The 25188-nt window shown below is 71.4% G+C and carries 20 protein-coding genes; 13 read left to right on the top strand and 7 right to left on the bottom strand.

All coding sequences use genetic code 11. The features are described from left to right. The first annotated feature begins 111 nt into the window (after nt 1-111). The 3 genes from AC4D2C_RS15460 (at nt 112) to AC4D2C_RS15450 (ending at nt 5696) form a co-directional block, all read left to right on the top strand. Nucleotides 112-2163, top strand: a complete 2052-nt coding sequence (locus AC4D2C_RS15460; protein ID WP_490915723.1) for an acyltransferase family protein — start codon at nt 112-114, stop codon at nt 2161-2163. A 119-nt stretch (nt 2164-2282) separates the two neighbouring features. After that, nucleotides 2283-3809 carry an IMP dehydrogenase gene (guaB, locus tag AC4D2C_RS15455; protein WP_490915722.1) on the top strand — a complete coding sequence of 509 codons (1527 nt, stop codon included), beginning with the start codon at nt 2283-2285 and terminating at the stop codon, nt 3807-3809. A gap of 57 nt (nt 3810-3866) precedes the next feature. Beyond that, on the top strand, nt 3867-5696 hold the full coding sequence (locus AC4D2C_RS15450) for an ABC transporter ATP-binding protein (RefSeq protein ID WP_490915721.1): 1830 nt from the start codon (nt 3867-3869) through the stop codon (nt 5694-5696). Between the two features lie 76 nt (nt 5697-5772). On the opposite strand, the gene AC4D2C_RS15445 is transcribed toward AC4D2C_RS15450, so the two are convergent. Together AC4D2C_RS15445 and AC4D2C_RS15440 are read right to left on the bottom strand one after the other, a co-directional pair. Beyond that, entirely contained in the window at nt 5773-6126 is a 354-nt protein-coding gene (locus AC4D2C_RS15445; protein ID WP_490907795.1) for a hypothetical protein, read from the bottom strand. A gap of 123 nt (nt 6127-6249) precedes the next feature. After that, a complete protein-coding gene (locus AC4D2C_RS15440; protein WP_490915720.1) occupies nt 6250-6804 on the bottom strand; it encodes a GNAT family N-acetyltransferase in 555 nt (184 codons plus the stop codon). Nucleotides 6805-7192: 388 nt separating this feature from the next. Between AC4D2C_RS15440 and AC4D2C_RS15435 the strand changes: the two genes are divergently transcribed. From AC4D2C_RS15435 to AC4D2C_RS15425, 3 genes are all read left to right on the top strand, one after another. Beyond that, nucleotides 7193-7687: an FBP domain-containing protein gene (locus AC4D2C_RS15435; RefSeq protein ID WP_490915719.1), complete on the top strand. Its 495-nt coding sequence runs from the start codon at nt 7193-7195 to the stop codon at nt 7685-7687. A gap of 78 nt (nt 7688-7765) precedes the next feature. Then, on the top strand, nt 7766-8905 hold the full coding sequence (locus AC4D2C_RS15430; protein ID WP_490915718.1) for a GuaB3 family IMP dehydrogenase-related protein: 1140 nt from the start codon (nt 7766-7768) through the stop codon (nt 8903-8905). An 84-nt stretch (nt 8906-8989) separates the two neighbouring features. After that, nucleotides 8990-9481 carry a PTS sugar transporter subunit IIA gene (locus AC4D2C_RS15425; protein ID WP_490915717.1) on the top strand — a complete coding sequence of 164 codons (492 nt, stop codon included), beginning with the start codon at nt 8990-8992 and terminating at the stop codon, nt 9479-9481. 18 nt (nt 9482-9499) lie between these two features. Here the strand turns inward: AC4D2C_RS15425 and AC4D2C_RS15420 are convergent, their stop codons facing one another. Both AC4D2C_RS15420 and AC4D2C_RS15415 read right to left on the bottom strand, forming a co-directional pair. Next, nucleotides 9500-11245 carry an ABC transporter ATP-binding protein gene (locus AC4D2C_RS15420; protein WP_490915716.1) on the bottom strand — a complete coding sequence of 582 codons (1746 nt, stop codon included), beginning with the start codon at nt 11243-11245 and terminating at the stop codon, nt 9500-9502. After that, nucleotides 11238-12959 (bottom strand): ABC transporter transmembrane domain-containing protein, encoded by a 1722-nt coding sequence (locus tag AC4D2C_RS15415; protein ID WP_490915715.1) that lies wholly within the window; start codon nt 12957-12959, stop codon nt 11238-11240. The genes AC4D2C_RS15420 and AC4D2C_RS15415 overlap by 8 nt, the downstream gene beginning before the upstream one ends. Nucleotides 12960-13090: 131 nt before the next feature. Here AC4D2C_RS15415 and AC4D2C_RS15410 point away from each other — a divergent pair, with 131 nt between their 5' ends. The 4 genes from AC4D2C_RS15410 to AC4D2C_RS15395 all read left to right on the top strand — a co-directional run bounded on the left by AC4D2C_RS15410 (nt 13091) and on the right by AC4D2C_RS15395 (nt 20321). Continuing rightward, nucleotides 13091-13996, top strand: a complete 906-nt coding sequence (locus AC4D2C_RS15410) for an SURF1 family protein (RefSeq protein ID WP_490915714.1) — start codon at nt 13091-13093, stop codon at nt 13994-13996. Beyond that, on the top strand, nt 13989-14474 hold the full coding sequence (locus AC4D2C_RS15405; protein ID WP_490907787.1) for a DUF3817 domain-containing protein: 486 nt from the start codon (nt 13989-13991) through the stop codon (nt 14472-14474). The genes AC4D2C_RS15410 and AC4D2C_RS15405 overlap by 8 nt, the downstream gene beginning before the upstream one ends. 63 nt (nt 14475-14537) lie before the next feature. Beyond that, the gene (guaA, locus tag AC4D2C_RS15400) at nt 14538-16124 is read left to right on the top strand and encodes a glutamine-hydrolyzing GMP synthase (RefSeq protein WP_490915713.1); all 1587 of its coding nucleotides are present in this window, start codon (nt 14538-14540) and stop codon (nt 16122-16124) included. Nucleotides 16125-16217: 93 nt separating this feature from the next. Continuing rightward, entirely contained in the window at nt 16218-20321 is a 4104-nt protein-coding gene (locus AC4D2C_RS15395) for a DUF4011 domain-containing protein (protein WP_490915712.1), read from the top strand. Between the two features lie 196 nt (nt 20322-20517). Here the strand turns inward: AC4D2C_RS15395 and cpaB are convergent, their stop codons facing one another. From cpaB to AC4D2C_RS15380, 3 genes are all read right to left on the bottom strand, one after another. Next, nucleotides 20518-21195, bottom strand: coding sequence for a Flp pilus assembly protein CpaB (gene cpaB / locus AC4D2C_RS15390; protein ID WP_490915711.1), 678 nt, complete (start codon nt 21193-21195; stop codon nt 20518-20520). Nucleotides 21196-21418: 223 nt separating this feature from the next. After that, nucleotides 21419-21739: an FmdB family zinc ribbon protein gene (locus tag AC4D2C_RS15385; RefSeq protein ID WP_490915710.1), complete on the bottom strand. Its 321-nt coding sequence runs from the start codon at nt 21737-21739 to the stop codon at nt 21419-21421. 84 nt (nt 21740-21823) lie between these two features. Continuing rightward, a complete protein-coding gene (locus tag AC4D2C_RS15380) occupies nt 21824-22471 on the bottom strand; it encodes a 5-formyltetrahydrofolate cyclo-ligase (protein WP_490915709.1) in 648 nt (215 codons plus the stop codon). 56 nt (nt 22472-22527) lie between these two features. On the opposite strand from AC4D2C_RS15380, the gene galU reads away from it, so the two are divergent. From galU to AC4D2C_RS15365, 3 genes are all read left to right on the top strand, one after another. Further along, a complete protein-coding gene (gene galU, locus AC4D2C_RS15375) occupies nt 22528-23430 on the top strand; it encodes a UTP--glucose-1-phosphate uridylyltransferase GalU (RefSeq protein ID WP_490915708.1) in 903 nt (300 codons plus the stop codon). Nucleotides 23431-23445: 15 nt separating this feature from the next. After that, nucleotides 23446-24075: a GNAT family N-acetyltransferase gene (locus AC4D2C_RS15370; protein WP_490907780.1), complete on the top strand. Its 630-nt coding sequence runs from the start codon at nt 23446-23448 to the stop codon at nt 24073-24075. 258 nt (nt 24076-24333) lie between these two features. Continuing rightward, complete coding sequence (locus AC4D2C_RS15365; protein WP_490915707.1) at nt 24334-25167, top strand: hypothetical protein; 834 nt, start codon at nt 24334-24336, stop codon at nt 25165-25167. The last annotated feature ends 21 nt before the right edge of the window (nt 25168-25188 follow it).

The following is a 25188-nucleotide window of genomic DNA, read 5'->3' as shown; positions in this document are numbered from 1 at the left end:
CGGATCGGTGGCTCTCCCCGGTTCCCGTCCCGATGCCCGGGCGGAGCCGACAGGACACTAGACTGGAGGTTTTGGCCCGCGACGACCCGCCTCCCGAGGAGGATCAGCCTGATGCCCGTCCTGCACCCTGCCCCACCGGTCACCGGCGCAGCAGCGGCGCCGGGCCCCGGCGAGCGCCGGTTCCGGCCCGAGGTGCAGGGCCTGCGTGCACTGGCCGTGGGCATGGTGGTGCTCTACCACGTGTGGCTCGGGCGGGTCTCGGGCGGCGTGGACGTGTTCCTGCTGGTGTCCGCGTTCCTGCTCACCGTCACCTTCACCCGGCGCCTCGAGACCGGGCAGCCGCTCGCGCTCACCGCCTACTGGCTGGGACTGCTCCGGCGGCTGCTGCCGGCCGCCGTCGTCGTGCTGCTGGCGGTCCTCGCGGCGACCGCCGTCCTGGTGCCGAGCTCACGCTGGCGGTCCGTCCTGGACCAGACGTGGGCGTCGCTGACGTACCGGCAGAACTGGGTGCTGGCCGGCAACGCCGTGGACTACTACGCCCTGGACTCCAGCGCCGCGAGTCCTCTCCAGCACTTCTGGTCGCTGTCCATCCAGGGGCAGGTGTTCCTGCTCTGGCCGCTGCTGTTCGCGCTGGCCGGCGTGGTCGTCGCCGTCACCCGCCTGCGGGTGCGGCCCGTGCTCCTCGTCCTGTTCGGCGCCGTCCTCGCCGTCTCGCTCGCGTTCTCGATCTGGCAGACCGGCACGGACCAGGCGGCCGCCTACTTCGACACGCGCGCCCGGCTGTGGGAGTTCGCGCTCGGCTCGCTCGTGGCGCTCGCGCTGCCGTACCTCGTGCTGCCGTCCCGTGTGCGCATAGTCCTCGGCTGGGTCGGCGTGGCGATGATGCTCGCGTGCGGCGTCCTCCTGCAGGTGCAGCAGCAGTTCCCCGGCTACGTCGCCCTGTGGCCGACGCTCGCCGCGGCCGCCGTGATCGTCGCCGGTCGCACCGACAGCCGGGCCGGCGTCGACCGGTGGCTGTCGGCCGCACCCCTGCTGCGCCTCGGCGAGGCGTCCTACGCGCTGTACCTGTGGCACTGGCCCGTCCTCGTCCTCTGGCTCATCGTCGCGGACAAGCCCTCGGCCGGCCTGCCCGACGGCGCCGTCGTCATCGCCGTGTCCCTCCTGCTCGCCGTGCTCACCACGCGCCTCGTCGAGGACCCGCTGCGCTCGTGGAGGTGGCCGTCGGTGAGGCGGCGCCGCACGGGGCTGGTGGCGGCGGCAGCCCTCTCCCTCGTCGTGGTGCCCCTCTCGGGCTGGGAGTACCGGGTGCAGGCGCAGGAGGCGGCGGTGGAGCGGCAGACGCGCGAGGACAATCCCGGCGCCGCCGCCATGGACCCCGGCTTCCGGTTCCACGGCGCCGACGACGCCCTGGTCAAGCCGCTCGCCAGCAGCCTCGGTGACGAATGGGCGGCGGTCGACGGCCCCTGCCCGGCGACGCTGATGCCGGCCGACCCGCAGCTGGCCTCGTGCGTCCGCACGGGGGACGAGGCGACCGCGGAGCGGACCGTCCTGGTGCTCGGTGACTCCCACTCCCAGATGTGGATGACCGCCCTCGGAGCCATGGCGACCGAGAACGACTGGCTCGCGGTGTCGGTACACAGGCCCGACTGCCGGTTCGTCGACGCGCCCGGCACGGTTGCCCCGGAGTGCCAGGCCTTCAACGAGGCCGTCGCGGACTACGCCCTGCGGCTCTCTCCCGACGCCGTACTCACGGTCGGCTCGCGGACGGCCTGGAGCTCGCCCGAGGAGGAGGTGCCCGCGGGCTTCGAGGCCGCGATCGCGCCCCTGCTCGACGCGGGCATCCCCGTCGTGGCCCTCCGAGACACCCCGCGGTTCGAGGAGGACATGGCCGAGTGCACGGCCCGCAACGCTGCGGAACCATCGGCATGCGACGTCCCCGTGGCGCAGGTGCTGCCGCCATCGTCGCCCCTCGCCGCCGTCGCCGCGCGCGTACCCGGGCTGGAGTACCTGGACCTCACCGATCTCGTGTGCGCGGAGGCCACCTGCCACGGGATCGTGGGGAACGTCCGCGTCTTCATGGACCGGGACCACCTGACCAAGTCCTACGTCGAGACCACCGTCCCTGTCTTCTCCGAGCGACTGAGGGCCGCGCTCGGCTGGTGAGGTGAGGACGGTCACGGAATAGGGGTCCCCCACGAATCGTTCTAGACTGACAGGGCCCGCGGGTACCGCCCGCGCCGAGGCCCCTACCCCCACCCGGTCATCCCGAAAGAGGCGCAGCAGTGAGCCAGCAGTCCGGCCAGAACGAGACCCACGACCCCTTCGGATTCATCGGCCTGACGTACGACGACGTCCTCCTGCTCCCCGGCCACACCGACGTCATCCCCTCCGAGGCGGACACGTCGTCGCGCATCTCGAAGCGCATCACCGTCAGGACCCCGCTGCTCTCCTCCGCCATGGACACCGTGACGGAGGCCCGCATGGCCGTGGCCATGGCCCGCCAGGGCGGACTCGGCGTCATCCACCGCAACCTGTCCATCCAGGACCAGGCGGACCAGGTGGACCGCGTGAAGCGCAGCGAGTCCGGCATGATCACGAACCCCCTGACCATCGGTCCCGATGCCACGCTGCAGGAACTCGACGAGCTCTGCGGCCACTACCGCGTCTCCGGCCTGCCCGTCGTCGACGGGGCAGGACGTCTCCTCGGCATCGTCACGAACCGCGACACGCGCTTCGTGCTCGAGCGCGAGTTCCCGCGCACCCTGGTCCGCGACGTCATGACGAAGATGCCGCTCGTCACCGGGCAGGTGGGCATCAGCGGCGACGACGCCATCAACCTCCTCGCGGCCAACAAGATCGAGAAGCTCCCGCTCGTCGACGACGAGGACGTGCTCCGCGGCCTCATCACCGTCAAGGACTTCATCAAGGCCGAGCAGTACCCGCTCTCCACCAAGGACGACGACGGCCGCCTGCGGGTCGGCGCGGCCATCGGCTTCTTCGGGGACGGCTGGGAGCGCGCCATGACCCTCGTCGAGGCCGGCGTCGACGCCCTCTTCGTGGACACCGCCAACGGGCACAGCGCCGGCGTCCTCGAGATGATCGCGCGCCTGAAGGCGGAGAAGTCCGCGGCGCACGTCGACATCATCGGCGGCCAGGCGGCCACGCGCGAGGGCGCACAGGCCCTGATCGACGCCGGCGCGGACGGCATCAAGGTGGGGGTGGGCCCCGGCTCCATCTGCACCACGCGCGTCGTCGCCGGCGTGGGCGTCCCCCAGGTCACAGCCATCTACGAATCCGCGAAGGCCGCGATCCCCGCGGGCGTCCCCGTGATCGCCGACGGCGGCCTGCAGTACTCCGGCGACATCGGCAAGGCCCTCGTCGCCGGCGCCGACACCGTCATGCTCGGTTCGCTCCTCGCCGGTTCCGCGGAGGCGCCGGGAGAGCTCATCTTCGTCAACGGCAAGCAGTTCAAGACCTACCGGGGCATGGGGTCCCTGGGCGCCATGCAGACCCGCGGCAAGAACACCTCCTACTCCAAGGACCGCTACTTCCAGGCGGACGTCTCGGGTGACGACAAGCTGATCCCCGAGGGCATCGAGGGCCGTGTGGCCTACCGCGGCCCCCTCGCCTCCGTGGCGTACCAGCTCGTCGGCGGGCTGCGGCAGACCATGTTCTACACCGGGGCACGCACCATCCCCGAGCTCAAGGCCAAGGGCAAGTTCGTCCGCATCACGGCCGCCGGCCTGAAGGAATCCCACCCGCACGACATCCAGATGACGGTCGAGGCACCCAACTACGGCTCCAAGTAGCACCCGCGCGGCGTATCGGCCCCCGCCCCTGACCCAGTGGGCGGGGGCTGCTGCCGTATGAGCGGACTCCCGCAGCCCGAAGCTGCAGCACGCCGCACGCTCCGCCTCCGCCCCTACGCCCGCGCCGTCGGCCAGGTGCTCGTGGTGAGCGCGAAGGCGTCGCCCGGCGCCGTCGCCATGAAGATCACCGGCTCGCTGATCTCCGCGACCCTGCCGCTCGTCACCACCTACTTCGCGTCGCTGACGACGACGGCGCTCGCCGCGGCCTACGCGGGCGACCCGGACGCGGGGCGGTCCGCGATCGTCTACGTGCTCGTCACGGCCGTCCTCGGGTTGCTGTGGGGCGCCTTCACCAGCGTGGACCGCTACATCCAGCAGGTCCTGAGCTTCCGCGTGGGCGCGATCGTGGGGGACCGCATGTACGAGCGGTTCCTGGCGCTGGAGTTCTGGCGGTACGACGACAAGGAGACGGTGGACCTCTACGACAGGGCCCGCCGTTTCTCCGACTCCTACGCGCGGGTCCTCGACCGGATCGCGGCGATCTTCACGCAGCTGGTCTCCGTGGTCCTCGCCATCGGCGCGCTGCTGCTGGTCAGCTGGTGGATCGCCCTGATCGTCCTCCTCGCGATCATCCCCAGCGTCTACCTGCAGTTCCGGTTGTCCCGGGAGCAGATGGCGCACTGGAACACGCAGGTGGACTCGCGGCGGCAGCGGCGCATGATCGAGACGAACCTGATGAAGCCGCAGAACATCGCCGAGATGCGCCTGTACGGGATCGTCCGGTACCTCATGGACCTGCGCTCCACCCTGCGCGACGCCGACGAGAAGCGGCGCCTCGACTTCCAGAAGCGCTACATCCCCAAGCAGCTCCTCGCGGACGCCCTGCAGTACGGCGCCGAGCTGCTGGCACTGGTGTGGATCGTGGGGCAGATCATCGCCCGGGCCCAGCCCGTGGGCCAGTTCCTCTACGTGCAGCAGATCGTCAGCCGGGCGCTCAGTACCGCCAACAGCCTCGTGTCCTCGCTGAGCTCCATCGACGAAGACCTGGCGAACCTCAAGGACTACGAGCAGTTCATGGACTTCCCGCTGTCCACCGGTGCCCCCGGGCGCCTGGCTGAGGCCCCCGCCGTCGTCGAGCTCCGCGACATCCACTTCACGTACGCCGGCAGCGAGGAGGAGGTGCTGAAGGGCATCTCGATGTCCTTCGAACGCGGCACGCACGTGGCCGTGGTCGGCGAGAACGGTGCCGGGAAGTCGACGCTGGTGCGGGTCCTCGCCGGTCTGTACCAGCCGAGCAGGGGAGCGGTGCTGCTCGACGGCCGCGACCTGCGCGGGATCGGGATCGACGACTGGCACCAGCACCTCGCCGTGATGAGCCAGGACTTCCTGCGCTACGAGTTCGCGACGGCCGCCAACAACATCTACTTCGGCGATGTCCACCGCGCACGCGACGACGAGCGGGTGCGGCGGGCCGCCGAGGACGCCGACGCGGCGGACTTCATCGCCAGGATGCCGAACGGCTACGAGAACTACGTGAGCAACTGGATGGAGGACCCGCGCGGCCGGAAGGGCAGCGGACTGTCGGGCGGGCAGTGGCAACGGCTCGCGATGGCCCGCAACTTCTATCGGGATGCGCCCTTCATCGTGATGGACGAGCCGACGTCGGCCATCGACGCGCTCGCCGAGCACCGCATCTTCACGCGTCTCTTCGCCGACCGCTCGCGGACCATCGTCGCGATCAGCCACCGGCTCGCCACCATCGAGAAGGCCGACGTCGTGTACATGCTCGAGGACGGGCGCGTGGTCGAATCGGGGACGCACCGGGAGCTGGTGGCGCTCCGGGGCCGCTACTTCAGGATGTTCGAGAGCCAGCTGCCGGACGCCTGACCCCTGCAGAGGCGGGCCGCCGCGGCGGGTGCCGACGCCGGGGGTCCGCGTGTTCCGGCGGGTGTCCGGCGGGGGTTCAGTCGTCCCAGTCCCCGTCCGGGTCCTCCTCGTAGCCCACCGACTTCTCCTGGAGGAACTGGCAGAGGGATGCGGCGGCCAGGAGCTCCGCGGCGAGGCCGTGCAGCTCTGCCGGTGTCAGTTCGAACTCGTCCGCGCGGGCACCGAACGAGACGGACCACCGCGCATCGCCGATGGAGACCGGTTGCATGTAGATCCCGGTGCTGCCGATCCTGAGCGGGACGGTCACCAGACCGGTATCCGCTCCGCCCTCGCCGTCCTGGACGAGGACGGTGATGAGCGCGCCCCCTTCCCTGGTGGTCCGGAACTCGTCGACCCAGGCCTCCAACGTCTTCTTGCTACGGAACGGCATTCCGTCGTCCTTCCTCGATGTCCCTCTATCCGGAGTTCACCCTAAGGTGTCCCACCGACGCCGCCCGACCGCCGGGGCACGGGAGGCACGGGAGGCACGGGAGGCACGGGTCATCGCACCCCGTCATCGCACGGGGCACGTGCGGACGGCCCGCCGCATCACCACCCTCGGCCATGCCTCGAGTCCTGCCTCCGCCTCGTGGCGCCGCACCGCGGCCAGCCCGGGCCCCAGATCGGCCTCCGCGAGGTCCACGAAGCCGAGGCGCCGGTAGTACGGCGCGTTCCAGGGCACGTCCCTGAACGTCGTCAGGGTCAGGGACGGCATCGAACGGAGGCGGGCCCAGGCCTCTGCCTCGTCGATCAGCCTGCGCCCGAGACCCTGCCGCGCGTGCCCGGGGTGCACGGACACCTGCTCGATGTGCGCGGCGCCGTCGACGACGGCGAGCAGCAGGTAGGCGACGGGTCCGACGCCGTCGGAGGCGACCCAGCCCTGACCCGCTGCGCAGGAAGCTGCCAGCACGGACTGCGGCGGCGGCTCATCCTCCGCGATCGCCGCCATCCCCAGTTCGCGGAAGGCGAGACCCGCGGCACGCTCCACGGCCGGGAGGAAGGGCACGTCCGAGGCGATCATCGGCCGGACGGCGACGGAGCCCGACGCGGGACGAGGGCGTTCGGACACGATGCGCTCCTTCCGGGGTCGGTCCGCACGAACGGGATCCCGTGGCGTGGCGGACAGTGCGGCACAGAGCACGACGCTTTGCAGGGGGCGGCTCTTCCTGCGAGGATAGCCCCGCACGAAGCACGAGGATCAGGAATCAGGGACGGATGAGCATGCAGAGGAGCCTCAGGGCCCGGTCTGCCGCGGAGAGCGGGGTGGCCGTCATGGCCTGCTGCGCGCCCGCGCCCTCGCCGGCACCCCCGACCATGGCAGGCAGCCTCCCGGCCTGACGCACCGCCGAACCCCGTTCGGCGTGCCAGTCCGTCGTACCCGCGAGGCGCCGCGTCCCCATGGCCCGGCCGGCAGAGCCCGATTCCCCTCGACCCTCCAGCTGCTAAGGCGCTTCTCCATGCAACCCCTTTCCATCAAGGACATCCGCTCCTCCTTCATCAACGCCACCCGGTCCGAGACCGCGAAGCTCACCCCGCCGAAGAACCTCGACATCCTGGACTGGGAGAACCTCGACTTCCTCGGCTGGCGCGACGAGAAGATGCCGCTCCGGGGCTACCTCGTGGTCCCGGGCCCCCAGCGTCCGACCGGCATCCTCCTCCGGGCCCCCGAGGGAGGAGCGCGCAAGAACCGGGCGGTCCTCTGCGAACTCTGCCGGGACGTGCACTCCAAGGAGGACGTCCTCCTATGGGTGGCCCGCCGCTCCGGCCAGTCCGGACGCGACGGCAATAGCGTCGGGACGCTGATCTGCGCCGACTTCGTCTGCTCGGCGAACGTGCGCCGGGAACCGCCCGCCAGTGAGATCCACCCGGACCCGGCCGTCGTCGTGCGGCGCCAGGCAAGCGAGCTGCGCGAACGCACCGGGAAGTTCCTCGACCGCGTGGACCAGCGGTAGCCACCGCGGGCGTGTGCCGGAACGCAGGGACCGGGGGTGCCGCCGGGTCGTGGGCGCCCGCTGGGCTAACCTAGAGCAGTGACTTACGAGATCGAGATCGGCCGGGCCAAGCGCGGACGCAGGGCATATTCGCTGGACGACGTGGCGGTGGTGCCCTCCCGGCGCACCCGGGACCCGCTCGACGTCTCGGTGAACTGGCAGATCGACGCCTATCAGTTCGAGATGCCCGTCGTCGCCGCCCCCATGGATTCGGCCATGTCGCCCGCCACCGCCATCGCCATGGGCCGCCTCGGTGGCCTCGGCGTGCTCAACCTCGAGGGGCTGTGGACCCGATACGAGGACCCGCAGCCGGTCCTGGACGAGATCGCCGGTCTCAGCACGGAGGCCTTCAGCCCGGCGGCCACGCGTCGGATGCAGGAGCTGTACAGTGCGCCCATCCGCGCCGAGCTCATCACGAGCCGCCTCGCCGAGATCCGCGAGGCCGGCGTGACCGTCGCGGGTTCCCTCACGCCGCAGCGCACGCAGCAGTTCTACAGGACCGTCCTCGCCGCCGGCGTCGACATCTTCGTGATCCGCGGCACCACGGTGTCCGCGGAGCACGTGTCGAAGAACGAGCAGCCCCTGGACCTGAAGAAGTTCATCTACGAGCTCGACGTCCCGGTGATCGTGGGTGGCGCCGCAGGCTACACGCCGGCCCTCCACCTCATGCGGACGGGCGCGGCCGGTGTACTGGTCGGCTTCGGCGGCGGCGCGACGACGACGACGCGACGCGCGCTCGGCATCCACTCGCCGCTCGCCTCGGCCATCGCCGACGTGGCCGGAGCCCGCCGCGACTACATGGACGAATCCGGCGGCCGCTACGTCCACGTCATCGCCGACGGCGGCATGGGCGCCAGCGGCGACATCGTCAAGGCCATCGCGATGGGCGCCGACGCCGTCATGCTCGGCTCCGCGCTCGCCCGCGCCGAGGAGGCCCCCGGCAAGGGCTGGCACTGGGGCCAGGAGGCGCACCACCACGAACTGCCGCGCGGCGACAGGGTCAACATCGGCACCGTGGGCCCCCTGCAGGAGGTGCTCTGGGGCCCCTCCCACCACACCGACGGCACGTCCAACCTGATCGGCGCGCTCCGCCGGGCCATGGCCACCACCGGGTACTCGGACCTCAAGGAGTTCCAGCGGGTGGAAGTGGTCCTCTCTCCCTACGTCTCCACCGACTGACCGAGGACACGCGGACGCCGGCGCCCGGTGCGGCCGGGGTTAAGCTGGAAGGCCATGGCCGGCGGGAACATCGAAAGGCACATTGTGAGCGACTTGTCCCTCGAGCTGCACGACGCCGAACTCACCACGCCCGACCTGGTGATCCTCGAGATGGAAGCGGCGTCCAAGGAGGATGCCGCAGCCCAGCTGGCCGGGCGCCTGTATGCCGCGGGGCGCATCTCGGATCTGCAGGCCTTCCTCGACCAGGTCAATTCGCGCGAACACCAGATGGCCACCGGACTGCCCGGCGGCGTCGGCCTGCCGCACGCCCGCAGCGAGTACGTGAACCAGACCTCGATCGCCGTCGGCGTCACGCGCTTCGGGCACAGCCTCGACTTCGGCGCCGTGGACGGTCCGGCCACGCTCGTCCTCCTCATGGCCACGCCCGCGCAGTCCTTCTCGGAGCACCTCGAAGTCCTCGCCACGATCGCCCGCAGCCTGTTCAAGGAGAACTTCCGCGAGTCCCTGCGCAGGGCGCACGACGCCGAGGTGATCGCCGAGCTGATCAACTCCTCGCTGGTGTTCTTCGACCACTAGCGCCCCGCGGTCCGGGCCCTACTCGCTCCGCCAGGAGTTCCACAGCGACGCGTACGCACCGTCCAGGGCCAGCAACTCGTCGTGCGAGCCGAGCTCCGCGATCCGCCCCTCCTCCACCACGGCCACGCGGTCGGCGTCGTGAGCCGTGTGCAGCCGGTGGGCGATGGCTATGACGGTGCGCCCCTCGAGGACGGCGTTGAGAGACCGCTCGAGGTCCCGTGCAGCCTGCGGGTCGATCAGCGACGTCGCCTCGTCCAGGACCAGGGTGTGCGGATCGGCGAGGATCAGCCGGGCCAGCGCCAGCTCCTGCGCCTGGGCGGGCGTCAGCTCGTGCGCGCCGGAGCCCACCTCCGTGTCCATGCCCTCCGGGAGCTGCTTCACCCAGTCGAGGGCGCCGACGCTGCGCAGCGCGTCCTCGATCTCGACGTCACCCGCGTCCGCGCGACCGAGCCGCACGTTGTCCGAGACCGACCCCACGAAGACGTGGTGCTCCTGCGTCACGAGGGCCACCTCGCGGCGCAGGTCGTCCAGCGGCCGGTCGACCAGGGGTACGCCGCCCACCGTGACCGACCCCGAGGTGGGCGGGTGGATCCCCGCGATCAACCGGCCCAGGGTGGACTTGCCGGCACCGGACGGGCCGACGACGGCGAGCCGTTCGCCGCGCACGAGCGTGAGGTCCACCCCGTGCAGCACGTTGTGGCCGGGCCGGTACGCGTAGGTCGCCGCGGACACCACGATGTCCTCGTTGGCGGGTTCCGCCGCCGTCGCCTCGCGGTCGGGCTCGACGTCCTTGATGCCGATGATGCGCGCGAGCGACGCCGCCCCGACCTGGATCTCGTCGGTCCACATGATGAGCAGGTCCACGGGGTCGATCAGCCGGACGGCGAACAGCGCCACCGCGGCCACGGCGCCGGGCGTGACGACGCCCTGGCCCGCGAGCCAGCCTCCCCACAGCAGCACCGCGGCGGCGGGCAGCCAGAAGGCGATGTCCGCGGCCGGGAACAGGACCGAGCGCAGCCACAGCGTGTACCGCTCCGCCCGGAAGCTCGTGCCGAGGGCGGCGTCGAGGTCCTGGCGGCGCAGCGCGCCGAGACCGAGGGCGTCGACGGTCCGGGCGCCTTCGATCGACTCCGTGAGCGTCCCGTTCACCACGGCATAGGTCTCGCGCTCGCGCATGTAGCCGGCCGCGCTGCGCCGCAGGTACCAGCGCGTCACGGGCCACAGCAGCGGCAGGCCCACGAGGAGGGCGAGGGACAGCACGGGCGAGGTGACGACCGCGGCGCCGAGCGTCAGGAGGATGGTCACCACGGAGACGACGACCTGCGGCACGCCGAAGCGCACGGTGTGGGACACCGCGTCGATGTCGTTCGTGGTCCGGGCGACGAGGTCACCGGTGCCCGCCTTCTCCACGGTGGACAGCGGAAGCGCCGTGACGTCCTCCATGAAGTCCTCGCGCAGCTCGGCGAACACGCGCTCGCCGAAGACCATGCCGGAGCGCACGGCGTACCGGCGCAGCACCGACTGCACCACGAGGAACCCGAGCATCCAGAGGGACACGGTCGCCACGAACGACGCCGTCGTGCCCGCGGACACGGCGTCCACGAGGATGCCGAGCAGGATCGGCCCGGCGAGGCCCGCGACGGCTGACCCCACGTAGAGGGCGATCACCGCGCCCAGGGCACGCCGGTGGTGGCGGATGAGGCGTGAGGCCTCGTCGCGGACGGATGCCGGTCCGGCGACGGGGAGCTTGGCCGTGCTACTCACTGCGGATCACCACGTTCCGATAGGTGCTGCTGCTGGTCATGAGGTCCTTGTGGCTGCCCTGAGCGCTGACCCGGCCGTCCTCGAGGAAGACCACGCGGTCCACGACCCGCAGCAGCAGCGGGCTCGCCGTGACGATGACGGTCGTCCGGCCGTCCCGCCGTCGGGCGCCGCCGAGGCGGGCCGCGATGCGCTGCTCGGTGTGGGCGTCCACGGCGCTCGTCGGCTCCACCAGGACCAGGTTCTCGGCCTCGGTCAGGTAGGCGCGCGCCAGGACCAGGCGCTGGCGCTGCCCGCCGGAGAAGCTCCGGCCTCGCTCGGTGACCTCGTGGTCGAGGCCGCCCTCGAGCCCGTCGAGGATGTCGAGGGCGCTCACTGCCTCGAGCGCCGCGAGGACGGCCTCGTCGCCGTGCCGGCCCTGCGGGTCGAGCTGCGCGCGGAGGGACCCGCTGAAGAGCTGCGGGGCGGCCTCGCTCACCACGATCCGCGCACGGATGTCCGCGAGCGGCACGTGCCGGAGGTCCGCGGCACCCCAGCGGACCGTGGCCTCCTCGAGCACGGCGTCCTCGAACCGGCCGAGGCGCGTCACGGCGTCCGTGGACTCGGCGGGTTCCCGCGAGACGACGGCCGTGATCAGCCCGGGCTCGACGACGACGCCCGACCGCTCGTCGACGAGGACCGCACCGGGCGGCGGGGCGTGCACCGGCGTCGTGCTCTCCGCGACGGCGGCCTCGACCGACAGCACCGCGATGATCTTCCGCGCACCGACGTGGGCGCGGATGAAGCGGGCCACCGAGTCGGCGGCCGCGCGGATGGGCGTCATGAGGAAGATCGAGAAACCGTAGAGGGCCACGAGCTCCCCGGGCGTGATCTCGCCCGCGAGGACCAGCGACGCGCCCACCCACGTGAAGACCACGCTGAAGGACCCGGCGATGAACACCTGGGACGCCTCGAGGTCCGCGAGGGAGCGGGCCACCCGGATGCCCGAATCCCGCGTCACGGCCGACTTGTCCCGGTACCGGCCCACGAAGATGTGCTCGCCGCCGATGCCGCGCAGCACGCGCAGTCCCGCGACGGTGTCCGCGCCCACGGCGGTCATCCGGCCGGACGCCTCGCGCTGCTCGCGCTGCCGCGCCTGCATGGGCCGCACCACGAAGAGCAGGAGCCCGCAGCACACGGGGACGCCGACGAGCACTACGACGCCGAGCACAGGGGAGGTCTGCCAGATGAACACCGTGACCACGAGCCAGGCCGCCGCCGCTCCGGCGAGGCGCGTGAGCACCTCGTACACCTCGCCCAGCCGGAAGGCATCGGAGGCCGCGGTGGACACGACCTCGCCCGTGGACAGTGCGGCGGGGAGGGCGTCGCCCGTGCGGCTGATCTTGTGCCCCACCAGACGCACGGAACGGAACGCTGCCTGCATCCAGCTGCTCACACCGGCCCGGTGCGTCGCGGTGTCGGAGACGGCCTGGACCACCATGAGGCCGAGCAGCGCACCGGCCCAGCCGAGCAGGGCACGCGTGTCGCCGCCGATGATGCCGTCGTCGAGGGCGCGCCCGAGCACGAAGGGCATGACCGCCTGCGACGCCATCCACACGGTGCCGAGGAGCACCCCCGCCGCGAGTGTCGCCTTCTGCTGCCCGCCGAGCCACAGCAGATAGCGCGCAGGGGAGCGCAGGTCCGGCGAGCCGGTCAGGGGGTAGGGAAAGGAACGCACGAGGGTCCATCCTAGACGGCATCCGGGCATAGTGATAGGGATCTGCCAATCACTCTTTCGGCCGAAAGGGCGGCGCCGACCGGTCCCTCCGGTATTCGTTGTTCTACACGGACACGAAGTACCGTTGAAGGGTGTTGAAAACCGCGCTCAAGCCTCGATGGATCCTCACGCTGATCCTCGCGATGGCGGCCGCCGCGGTCTTCGTCCTCCTCAGCCAGTGGCAGTTCAGCTCCTCGCGGGAGACACCGCCGCCCGCGCCCAGCACCACGGAGAACGTCCGTCCGCTCACCGACGTGCTGGAACCCCTCACGCCGCTGTACGCGTCGGGGGCCGACCAGATGGTGTCGGTCGAGGGCGCGTTCGAGCCCGGCACCCGGATGCTGGTGGAGAACCGCCTGCGCGACGGCGAGGAGGGCCTCTGGGTCGCGCAGGCGTTCACCGTCGCCGCGTCCCCGGAGCCGGCCGCATCCGCCGGGGAGGCCGTCATCCCCGTCGTCCTCGGCTGGGTGGCGACCGCGGAGGACGCGGCAGCGGTCCCGGAGCAGGAAGGAGAAGCCGTCGTCGTCGGCCGCCTCCTGCCGCCCGAGGCCCCCGAGGTGCAGCGGAACGTCGACGGGCAGGTCCCCTCGCTGTCCACGGCCGAGCTCTCCAACATCTGGGACGCGACCACCTACGCCGCGTTCGTCGTGGCCTCCGATGTGACGGTCGACGGCGCGGCCGTACCTTTCACCGCCGGCCTGGAACCCGTGGTGGTGGGCCCGCAGCCGCAGGACACCCCGATCAACTGGCTGAACATCTTCTACGCCGTCGAGTGGGTCGTCTTCGCCGGCTTCGCGTTCTTCCTCTGGTGGCGCCTCGTCGCCGACGACCACCGCCGCACCCTCGAGGACGAGGCCGACGCCGAGGAGGCCCTGCGGGAGGCCTCCGACCCCTCGCCGGGCGCGTCCCCTCCCGCAGATGCTCCTCCCGCAGATGCTCCGACTACCCCGACGCCCACCCAGACTTCCACCCAGGAAAGCGGTGCCCACCGTGACTGAGCCAGTACTCGACCCCGCCGCCGGAGCCGCACGACCGAAGGGCGGGAAGCCGAAGCGGCGGTTCGGCGGGACGCACGCGCAGATCCGGTCCGCGCTCACGTTCTACAAGGTGCTCTCCTACGCGACCGGCGTCATGCTGCTGCTCGTCGTCGTGGAGATGGTGGCGAAGTACGGGTTCGACTCCGAGATCGTGGCCGGCGGGGGAGCGTTCCTCCAGGTCCTCCCCGAGGTGGTCGCCGAGACCGCCGGAGGCGTGAACCTCTCGAGGGCGGTGCTGATCGTCCACGGCTGGCTGTACGTCGTGTACCTCATCGCCGACTTCCGGCTGTGGCAGCTCATGCGCTGGCCCTTCGGCCGCTTCGTCCTGATCGCGCTCGGCGGCGTGGTGCCGCTGCTGTCCTTCTTCGTGGAGAAGCGGATCCACCGCCAGGCCGAGGAGGACCTCGCAGCTCACCCCGAGGCCGCTCCTCGGTACTGAGCCGGGAGTCACGCCCCCTCGGATGATGTGCGACGGCGGGTGCCCGCGGACTATTGTTGGTGGGTGACTACCCCCGAGAACGGCTCCGAACACCGTCCTGTCCTCGTCGTGGACTACGGCGCGCAGTACGCGCAGCTGATCGCGCGCCGCGTCCGTGAGGCGGATGTGTACTCCGAGATCGTGCCGCACACGCTCAGCACGCAGGAGATCCTCGCGAAGAACCCCTCGGCCATCATCCTCTCGGGCGGCCCCTCCAGCGTCTACGCGGAGGGCGCGCCCCGCATCGAGCGGGACCTGTTCGACGCCGGAGTGCCGGTGCTCGGCATCTGCTACGGGTTCCAGGCCATGGCCAGTGCGCTCGGCGGCACGGTCGCGAAGACCGGCCTGAGGGAATACGGCTCGACCGACATCACCTCGGACGGCGCGTCCCGCTCCATCCTCGAGGGGACCCCCGAGCACCAGAACGCGTGGATGAGCCACGGTGACAGCGTGCAGGCCGCTCCGGACGGCTTCGAGGTCCTCGCCAGCACGGCCGGCGCCCCGGTCGCGGCCTTCGCCAACGAGGACAAGGCGCTCTACGGCGTGCAGTGGCACCCGGAGGTCAAGCACTCGCAGCACGGACAGGCGGTCATCGAGAACTTCCTGTTCCGAGGCGCGCGCCTGGATCCGAACTGGACCACGCGCAACATCCTCGAGGAGCAGGTGGAGCGCATCCGCGAGCAGATCGGCGACGCGCGCGTCATCTGCGGACTTTCCGGAGGAGTCGATTCCGCCGTCGCCGCCGCGCTCGTTCAGCGCGCCGTCGGCGACCAGCTCACCTGCGTCTTCGTCGACCATGGACTGCTGCGCGAGGGCGAGGCCGAGCAGGTCGAGCGCGACTTCGTGGCCGCCACCGGCGTGAAGCTCTACGTCGCCAACGAGCAGAAGCGCTTCCTCGAGGCCCTGGCCGGAGTGTCGGACCCCGAGACGAAGCGCAAGATCATCGGCCGTGAGTTCATCCGTGCCTTCGAGGAGGCCGAGCGCGCCATCATGCGCGAGGCAGAGGCGGAGGGCGAGCCCATCCGGTTCCTCGTGCAGGGCACGCTGTACCCCGACGTCGTCGAATCCGGCGGTGGCGAGGGTGCGGCCAACATCAAGAGCCACCACAATGTGGGCGGGCTGCCGGAGGACCTGCAGTTCGAGCTCGTGGAGCCGCTGCGCACGCTCTTCAAGGACGAGGTGCGCGCCGTCGGCGCGCAGCTCGGACTGCCCGCGGAGATCGTCGGACGCCAGCCGTTCCCCGGTCCCGGACTCGGGATCAGGATCGTCGGGGACGTCACGGAGGAGCGTCTCGCGCTCCTGCGCAAGGCCGATGCGATCGCCCGCGCCGAACTCACGGCCGCCGGACTCGACAGCGAGGTCTGGCAGATGCCCGTGGTGCTGCTCGCCGATGTCCGCAGTGTGGGCGTCCAGGGCGACGGCCGCACGTACGGGCACCCCATCGTGCTGCGTCCCGTGTCCAGCGAGGACGCGATGACCGCTGACTGGTCGCGCCTGCCGTACGACCTCCTCGCACGGATCTCCAACCGGATCACCAACGAGGTGGACGGCGTCAACCGCGTGGTGCTCGACGTGACGAGCAAACCGCCGGGAACCATCGAATGGGAGTAGTCGGAACCGGGAGGGGCGTCGAACCCCCTCCCATCCGCCCGGGCCGCGTTGCTATCCGCGGGGTCCGACCGCTTTTCGGATAGCTTGGAAGACATGCCAATCTGGTCGAGATCAGCACGTGACAATGCAGGGAAGAAGGCGGCCGTGCCGGAGCAGGACCAGCGGGATACGGCGGGAGCCCCCGCGGAGGAGCCGCAGGGCGCGGGGTCGGGGCGGCAGCGTACCGACGCGTCCTGCGATGCGTCGTCCGCCCAGGAGTTCCTCGTGCCCTGGCTCGAGGGCCTCGGTCCCCAGGCCACCGGGGACACGCTCCTGCACTTCCGGCCCTCGGCCGGCACGAGCATCGACCTGACCCACGCGCATCCCTCGGGGCTCGCCCAGCTCCAGGCGGGCCGGCGGACGCGCCTGTCCACGCTGCTGCGCGACCCCGTCCAGTACAGTGCCGCCAAGGCCGCGGCGCGCGCCCTCCGCGCGAAGATCTTCGAGCTCGGCACCGAGCGGGGCATCGACGTCGGCTACCTCGCCGCCGGGACGGCCTCGTGGCGGTCGGTGGACGACTCGGGACGCTCCGAGACGCTGAACGCCCCCGTGCTCCTCACCGCTGTCTCCCTGACGGTGCATCCCTCCCAGGACGACTACGAGCTGCAGATCACGGAGCAGGCCCGCATGAACCCGGCACTCGTCCGGCACCTGCGGAACGAGCAGGGCCTGCGCGTGGATCCCGTCGGTATCGCGCGCCTCGCCTACGGCACGGCGCGCTTCGATCCGCATCCCGTCCTCGAGCGCATGCGGGCGCTGAGCGAGGGCGTCCGCGGCATGTCCGTGGAACACCGGATCCTGGTGTCCACCTTCGCCGACCTCGCCGGGGTCAAGGGTGATCCCGCCCTGAACCCCGACCATCCCGTCCTCGCCGCCCTGGTGGGCGCGGCCAGGGGAGACGCCGACGCGGCGTCGGCCCTCGCCGGTGCGGCCGACGGCCTGCAGTTCCCGCCCGCCGACGAGCGGGACCCCGCCGAGGAGATCCTGGTCCTCGACGCTGACAGGGCCCAGCAGGACGTCCTCGATCTCGCCTCGGCGGGCGTCAGCCTCGTGGTGGCGACACCCCCCGGGACGGGCCAGACCCAGACCGCGCTGAACGTCGCCGCCCGGGCCGCGGCCGCGGGCAGGCGCGTGGTGGTCGCGGCGGAGCGCCGCGGCACCCTCAACGAGTTCGTGCAGGACCTCGACGGGCTGAACCTGGGCTCGCTCGTGCTCCAGGTCGGCAGCCAGACCGGGCCGGCGCAGCTGCGCGAAGCCGTCATCCGTGCCCTTGTCCGCAACGAGAAGGCCGTCGAGCCGCAACTCGGGACGCTCCACTCCACGCTGACCGGGCACCGCCACCAGCTCACGGAGCACGTACGGAGCCTCCACGACATCCGCAGCCGCTGGGGGTGCTCGCCCTACCAGGCCATGCAGTCGCTCGCCGGACTCACCGCCCTCGATCCGGCGCCGTCCACCACCGTGCGCCTGAAGCGGAGCGTCCTCGACTCCATCACGGACCGCGCGGAGCTCACCGAGCGCCTGCGGCGTGCCGCCGAGCTGGGCAGCTTCAGCAAGGCGTCGACGCAGAGCCCCTGGTACGGGGCCCAGCTGCTCAACCGCAAGGAGACCGAGCACGCGCACGGCCTCGCCGAGCAGCTCGCCACCGAGATCCCCGGACTCCGGAACAAGGTGCAGCGCGTCGCCGAGCACTCCCACATCACGCTGGGCGGGACCTTCCGGGAGTGGGGCGAGCAGCTCGAACTCCTCGTCGCGGTCCGCGCCAGCCTCGACAAGTTCACGCCGGACATCTTCGACCGGCCCGTCACCGACCTGATCTCCGCCACCGCGCCGTCCTCGTGGCGGAAGGAACGCGACATCGAGATGAGCTCCATGACACGGTCCCGGCTGCGGCGCGTCGCCAAGGAGTACATCCGGCCCGGAGTCCATATCTCCGACCTGCACACGTCCCTGCGCGAGGTTCAGCAGCAGCGCACGCTCTGGACGCGCTACGCCCTGACCGAACGCCACCCTTCCGTGCCCACGGGTCTCGCCGAGATCCACGCGTCGTACCGGGCCGTGGAGGCACGGCTCGAGGAACTGACCACGATCCTCCGCCCCACCTCCGGGCGCCCGGACCTCGCGGCGCTGGACCTGGACGGTCTGGAGACCCTCCTCCGCGACCTCGCCGTCGACAAGGAGACCCTCGCCACGCTGCCCGAGCGCACGCTGCTGCTCGACGAGATGCGCGAGCAGGGCCTGGGCGAGCTGCTCACGGACCTCGCCGACCGGGAAGTGCCGGCCGACCGCGTGAGGGACGAGCTCGAACTCGCATGGTGGCAGTCAGCCCTCGAGGCGATGATCAGCGGGGACGACTACCTCGCCATGTCCGACGGCGACAGCCTGCGCAAGCTCGAGGCGGAGTACCGCCTGGCGGACAACGCGCACATCGCGTCCGGCCCCGCCCGCATCCGATGGACGCTCGGCGAGCGGTGGCGCGCCGCCGTCGAGAGCCACCCCGGGGACGCCGCCCGGCTGCGGCAGGAGCTCAAGGACGGGACCCTGACCCTCGAGGTCTTCGCGGGCCTCCACCCCGAGATCGTGGCCGCGCTCGTGCCCATCTGGGCCGTGAGCCCGCTGACCGTCCGGGGCGCCGTCCCCGAGGGGTACGCGTTCGACACCGCCGTGATCCTCGACGGCGAATCGATGTCGCTGCAGAGCGCGGTGCCCTGCATCGCGCGCGCCTCGCAGGTGGCCGTCTTCGGTGACGACCGCCTGGCCGGACCCACCCGCTTCAGCATCGAGGTGCAGTCCGCCGACCGGGCCTCCACCCTCGAACCCCTGCCCAGTGCCTTCGACGCGCTCCGCGAGGTGCTGCCCGTGCGTGGACTCACCGAGGTGTACCGCGGCGTCGACCGCGGCCTCGACACCTACCTGAGCGAGTCCTTCTACGACGGGAAGCTCTCCCGCCTCCCGCAGGCCTCCGAGGTCACCGGCAGCGGACGGGGCCTCGTGGTCGAGTACCTGCCGAACGGCACCGGCATGCCGAGCTCCGAGCACGACGGCGTCGAGAGCGTCGCCGTCGAGGTGAACCGCGTGGTCGAGCTGGTCTTCGAGCACATCCGCCGCCGCCCGCACGTCTCGCTCGCCGTCGTCACCGCCAGCTCCCGGCATGCAGCGCGCGTGGGCGAGGCGATCCGGCTGCAGATGACCGAGTTCCCCTGGGCCGCCGACTTCTTCACACCCGGCAGGGAGGCCTTCCGTGTGGTGCCCGTGGAACGGGCGGGCGGCCTGGTCCGGGACGACATCATCTTCTCGCTCGGCTACGGCCGCACACCCCACGGCCGGGCGCTTCACTCCTTCGGCCCGCTCTCGGGCCCGAACGGTCGGCGGAACTTCGTCATGGCCATGACACGTGCCCGACGGCTCCAGCACGTGCTGACCTGTTTCCAGCCCTCGGACCTCGATCCGGACCGGCTCACCACCGGGGCCCTCGACTTCTTCGAACTGCTGCAGCGGGAGATGGGCAGTGGAACCGGGAACCCCCGGGCCCTGTCCGGCAGCAACGAGGACCCCCTGGTCGCGGACCTCGTGGACCGCCTGCGCCACCGGGGCGCCGAGGTGTGGGACCACTACGCCGGCGTCCTCGACATCGTCGCGGTGCGCCCGGCGGACCTTCGTCCGGACGGCAGCGCAGCCGCGGTCCAGGACGAGCGACCCGCGCCGCTGGCGATCGAGTCGGACGGGACCACCCGCTACGGGTCGATGTCCGTCCGGGAACGCAGCAGGCTCCGTCCGCAGGTCCTCGAACGCATGGGCTGGCGGTACATGCCGCTGTGGACCATCGAGGTCTTCACCGATCCGGACGGCTGCGCGGAACGTGCCTCCGCCGTCCTCGGACTGCCACCGAGGGAGACCTCCCAACCCGTACGGACCCGGAAGGGCGATGCACCGAACAACGATGCACCGAAGGACGATGCACTGATGACCAGCGACGAGCAGAAGACCGGAAGCGCGAGCGACGGAGACGCGAGCGACGATGGTCGCGAGGCCGCCGGAACCGATCAGGCCCCGGTCCTCCCGGCCACCGCCGCTGAGGACGACCCCCGGTCCTGGGGGGACACGGAGGAGAACCACGAAGAGTGGCTCAAGGAGCAGCGGCCCCCGCACTGGGGCTGACCGCTCCGAGGGCTCTGCCCGCTCCCACGGCTCTGATCGGTCCGGCGGGTCCGGCGGGTCCGGCGGGTCTGCCCGGTCCGGTGGCTCTACCCGGTCCGGTGGCTCTACCCGGTCCGGCGGCTCTGCCCGGTCCGGCGGCTCTGCCCGGTCCGGCGGGTCCGGCTGGGTGACCATGCCCTGGTCGTGCCCTGACCGTTCACGGCTTGGTCGTCAGAACCAGGTGGACGTCCCCCGAGCTGGAGGCCCCCGCGAGGGCGGCAGCTTCGTCGGTGCCCGCCGCGACGACGACGAGCCCCTCGTCGCCGCCGGCCCCGGGCCAGGTGCCGCCGGTTCCTCCCGCGCCGGAGTCCGTCCACAGGACGGCGACCGACCGGGCGAGAACAATCGATTCGGCCGGGGCGTCGTAGCCGTTGCCGGTGGTCAGGACCACGTCGACGAGCTGGCCGGGCACGAGGAGCTGGACGATCCCCGGGTCTGCCGGTCGGAGCGGGACGGCGACGGTGCCGGGAGGAGTGCCCGTCAGCAGCCCGTCGCCGACGAGAGCGGTGGTCGGGATGGGCGACCCCTGGTCCAGGGGAGCGGCCAGCTGCTGGCCCACCAGGAGGTCCGGCTGCTCGAAAGCTCGGCCTGCAACCGCCGCCTCGGGCAGTCGGACGAGAGCGACGTCGGACTCCGCGAGCACCGTGCCGACAGGGAGATCACGGGCAGCGGTGACCACCGTCGTCGTGGTGTAGTCGTCGCCCACCAGCCCTTCCACCGCCACGCCCGCCGCGATGCTGAGGAGCAGGCACGCGAGGAGCCGCTTGCGGCGGTGCATCAGCCTGCGGAGACGGTAGCGGACGGGGGCCTCCCGGGAGAGGCTGGTCGTGGTCATGCGCCGACCGTAGGCCGGGTGCGCCCCGCCAGCGCGGGGAGCCGCAGCTATGTGGACATCGCCCCGAAGGCCGCGCCACCCGTCCGATGTGAAGGTCCCGGTCCGCGGGAGGAAGCCACCGGTCCGATGAGAAGGTCCCGGTCCGCGCGAGGAAGTCACCGGTCCGTTGAAGGGAGCCCTGGTCCGCTGGGGGAACAGGACGCAGCCTTCAGGCCGCCCCCGGTCAGGACGCCGCGGCGCTGCCCGTCGAGGTCGAGGAGGCGGAGGACGCGGAGGACGCAGCCTTGGACCCGCCCGAGGAGTCGGATGCGGCCGTTGACGGCGCGGAGGATGTCGACGGCGCACCGGCGTCCGTGCTCGTCGTCGTCGACCGGGAGTCGTTCCGGTAGAACCCCGAGCCCTTGAACACCACGCCCACGCTGTTGAATTTCTTGCGCAGGGTGCCGCCGCACGCCGGGCACACGGTCAGGGAGTCCTCCGAGAACGACTGCTGCATGTCGAAGGCATGGCCGCAGTCCTTGCAGGCATAGGCGTACATGGGCATGGAAATCCTCCTGGACGAACTTCGTGGCCCCCGGACGGCTCTTCTGGCCGCTGCTCTTGGCACTCTCCGGGGTCGAGTGCCAGTCTACACCGACCCGCCGACCGCCTCGAAGCACTGGAGCCCCTCAGCTGTGAACACACCGCCCAGTGGCTGGTCGAAGGGTTCGGCCGGGAGGGCGCCGGCCGGCAGGAGCTCCGACCGGTACACCACGCCCAGCCGGAGCGGCGCTCCGCGGGAATCCGCGGGATGCTGCGCGAGGAAGCGGTCGTAGTAGCCGCCGCCCTGGCCGAGGCGCTGCCCCGACCGGTCGACGGCGAGGGCCGGCACGAGGATCAGGCCCACGGAGGGCACCTCCTCGAAGGGGCGCCGCGGGCCGACGGGCTCGTCGACCGGCGCGCGGACGGACCTCCGGAGCGCGGCGCCCGGGGCCCACACCACCCATGACAGCTGGTACGCCGGCTCGCATACGGGTACGACGACACCGAACCCGCGCGTGTGCAACCCGTGCAGCAGGTGCTCGGTGCCCGGCTCGGGATCACGGCCCAGATAGGCGGCGATCGTCGGGCGATCCCCGGAACCGGTCGGGGCGAGGACGTCCATGGCGTACTCCAGGACGGCGTCGGCGATCGATTGCGACTGGCCCTGCCGCTCGGCCGGGTCCAGCGCGGAGCGCGCGGCGCGCAGCGATGCGCGTAGAGAATGCTTTCCCGTATCACGTCCGGCGAGGCTCATCCCACCATTGTGATGGGCAGCCGGGGATCGGGCGCCCATTATGTAGTGTTGTGCCCATGACTCTGCGATCACGTGTGACGAAGGCCGTTATCCCCGCGGCCGGCCTGGGAACCCGGTTCCTGCCCGCCACGAAGGCTATGCCCAAGGAAATGCTCCCCGTGGTGGACAAGCCCGCCATCCAGTACGTCGTGCAGGAGGCCGTGGACGCCGGCCTGTCCGACGTCCTGATGATCACCGGCCGGAACAAGCGCGCCCTGGAGGACCACTTCGACCGCGTGCCCTTCATCGAGCAGACGCTCGAGGCCAAGGGCGACCACGACAAGCTGGCGGCGGTGCGCCGCCCCTCCGAGCTCGGCGACATCCACTACCTCCGCCAGGGCGACCCCAAGGGTCTCGGGCACGCCGTCCTCCGCGCCAAGCTGCACGTCAACAACGAGCCCTTCGCCGTACTCCTCGGCGACGACCTCATCGACGACCGCGACCCGCTGCTCGAGACCATGATCGCGGTCCAGGCCAAGACCGGCGGCTCCGTGATCGCGCTCATCGAGGTCGATCCCCAGCAGATCAGCGCCTACGGCTGCGCCGACATCACCGAGATCGACGGCGAGGACCACGTCCGCGTGAACCAGCTCGTCGAGAAGCCCTCCGTCGAGGAGGCGCCCTCCAACCTCGCCGTGATCGGCCGCTATGTCCTCCACCCCCGCGTGTTCGACGTCCTCGAGACCACCGAACCCGGCCGTGGCGGCGAGATCCAGCTGACCGACGCCCTGCAGACCCTCGCGGGCGCAGACGGCGAAGGCTCCGGTGTGTACGGCGTGGTGTTCCGCGGCCGCCGCTACGACACGGGCGACAAGCTGAGCTACCTCAAGGCCGTGGTGACGCTGGCCTCCGAGCGGGAGGACCTCGGGCCGGACCTCCGCGCCTGGATCAGGGACTTCAGCAAGAACCTCACGGACTAGCACGGAGCGTACGCCATGTGGTCGGCGACCAGCTGGCCCGTGAGCCTCAGGACGGGTTCCCTCGTCCTGAGGCCCATTCGCCACAGGGACAAGGCAGCGTGGACGGCGCTGAGGCACCGCAACGCCCGGTGGCTCGCGCCGTGGGAAGCCTCGAATCCCGACCCGGAAGGGTTCCTGCCCACATACCACCAGATGGTGCGGTCCCTCACCTCGCAGGCCCGGGCGGGCACGGCACTGCCGTTCCTCATCACGGAGCAGCCCCCGGGCTCCCGTGACGCGCGGCTCGTGGGGCAGCTGACCGTCTCGGGGATCACCTGGGGATCCGCCCTCACGGCGACCCTCGGGTACTGGGTGGACGTCGAGCGGGCCGGCCGGGGCATCGCCCCGACGGCGGTGGCCCTGGCCACCGACTACTGCTTCGGGGACCTAGGCCTTCACCGGATGGAGATCAACATCAGGCCCGAGAACCGTGCCAGCCTCCGCGTCGTCGAGAAGCTGCAGTTCCGCGACGAAGGACTGCGGCCCCGGTACCTGCACATCGCCGGCCAGTGGGCGGACCATCGGAGTTTCGCACTGACCGCGGAGGAGGTGCCGCGCGGCCTGCTGGCGCCCTGGCTCGAGAGCGGGCGATCCCACCACGGCTGAGCGGACGGTTGAATGCCGCGGCAAGCATATTAGGCCCCGACACACCGCGCCCAATGCGGGGACGGGGCACGAAGTGCTCCTACGGTTCTAAGTGTGGTCCTCTCCCTGGATAGCTCGCTGGTGCTCGCCGCAATCGTCGGATTGTGGCTGGTATGGGTGGCCCCTTCCGTGCTCAGGAGGACCTTACCGGCGACCGCCGGGAGGACATACCGATCGCCACGACGCGGGACCCGCCGTCCCGCAGGGAGCATGATGACCATGACCGCGCCACAGGACGATGCACGCACCACGGGATCCACGCCGGTCCCGCCCTCCCCGCCGGAGGAGCCCGCGGGCCTGCCCGCCGTGGCGCCCACCGGAACCCCGTCCTTCAGCCCGAGATGGGGACGCATCGGAGTCGCGCTCGTAGGCCTGGTGGCCCTCCTGACCGTGCTGGTGACGCTCGTGCCGGCAGCGTTCGGCGTCGTCTCCCTCCTGCTCCCCGCGGTGTCCCTCGCTGTCGCCGTGGCCGCCGTGGCCGTCCTCAGGATGCTCGCCGTCCGCGCCCGGCGTGCGCGCGTGGACCAGGCGTTCCTTCACGCGATGGCGCCCGACCATGAGGCCGAGCCTGCCGGGCTCCCCGCCGCCCTTCCCGTAGCACCCTCAGCACCGGCAGCACCTCGACGGCCCACCAGCCTGTTCGACGCCGAGGAGACCGTCACGCGCCGCCTCACGCCGATGGAACTGCGCACAGCCGCCCTGGCCGTGGCGCACGGCTCGACCGTCGTGGACGTCCGGAGCGCCTCCGCGCAGGATACCGGCGCAGCAGCCACGGCCGGCACCGGCGACGCGGTCGAGCGGACCGCGCCGGAGTGGGCTCCCGTCGACGTCCCCCGACCTACCTACGTCGACGCTGCGAAGGCCGAACGCCAGGCTCCCGCACCGCTGGATCTGCCCGAAGCCCCGAAGCCGACCTCCAGGACGCCCATCAAGGCGTCCGAGGCCGCTGCCCGCATCGCCGCGACGGACGACACCGCGCACGACACCGCCGACGCCGCCCCCGCCACGGGACGGATCAACCTCGACGACGTGCTGCAGCGTCGGCGCGCCTGACAGGGCACCACATCGCAGGGG

The organism is Arthrobacter sp. TJ-240, from assembly GCF_058269195.1.
Note: the sequence above shows the minus strand (reverse complement) of the source record. Positions and strands in the feature narration are given on the sequence as shown.

Coding starts and splice junctions, on each gene's coding strand:
- AC4D2C_RS15365 (WP_490915707.1), top strand. CDS start 24,334: ATGACCGCGCCACAGGACGATGCACGCACCACGGGATCCACGCCGGTC.
- AC4D2C_RS15450 (WP_490915721.1), top strand. CDS start 3,867: ATGAGCGGACTCCCGCAGCCCGAAGCTGCAGCACGCCGCACGCTCCGC.
- AC4D2C_RS15435 (WP_490915719.1), top strand. CDS start 7,193: ATGCAACCCCTTTCCATCAAGGACATCCGCTCCTCCTTCATCAACGCC.
- cpaB (WP_490915711.1), bottom strand. CDS start 21,195: ATGACCACGACCAGCCTCTCCCGGGAGGCCCCCGTCCGCTACCGTCTC.
- galU (WP_490915708.1), top strand. CDS start 22,528: ATGACTCTGCGATCACGTGTGACGAAGGCCGTTATCCCCGCGGCCGGC.
- AC4D2C_RS15460 (WP_490915723.1), top strand. CDS start 112: ATGCCCGTCCTGCACCCTGCCCCACCGGTCACCGGCGCAGCAGCGGCG.
- AC4D2C_RS15395 (WP_490915712.1), top strand. CDS start 16,218: ATGCCAATCTGGTCGAGATCAGCACGTGACAATGCAGGGAAGAAGGCG.
- AC4D2C_RS15445 (WP_490907795.1), bottom strand. CDS start 6,126: ATGCCGTTCCGTAGCAAGAAGACGTTGGAGGCCTGGGTCGACGAGTTC.
- AC4D2C_RS15370 (WP_490907780.1), top strand. CDS start 23,446: ATGTGGTCGGCGACCAGCTGGCCCGTGAGCCTCAGGACGGGTTCCCTC.
- AC4D2C_RS15385 (WP_490915710.1), bottom strand. CDS start 21,739: ATGCCCATGTACGCCTATGCCTGCAAGGACTGCGGCCATGCCTTCGAC.
- AC4D2C_RS15380 (WP_490915709.1), bottom strand. CDS start 22,471: ATGAGCCTCGCCGGACGTGATACGGGAAAGCATTCTCTACGCGCATCG.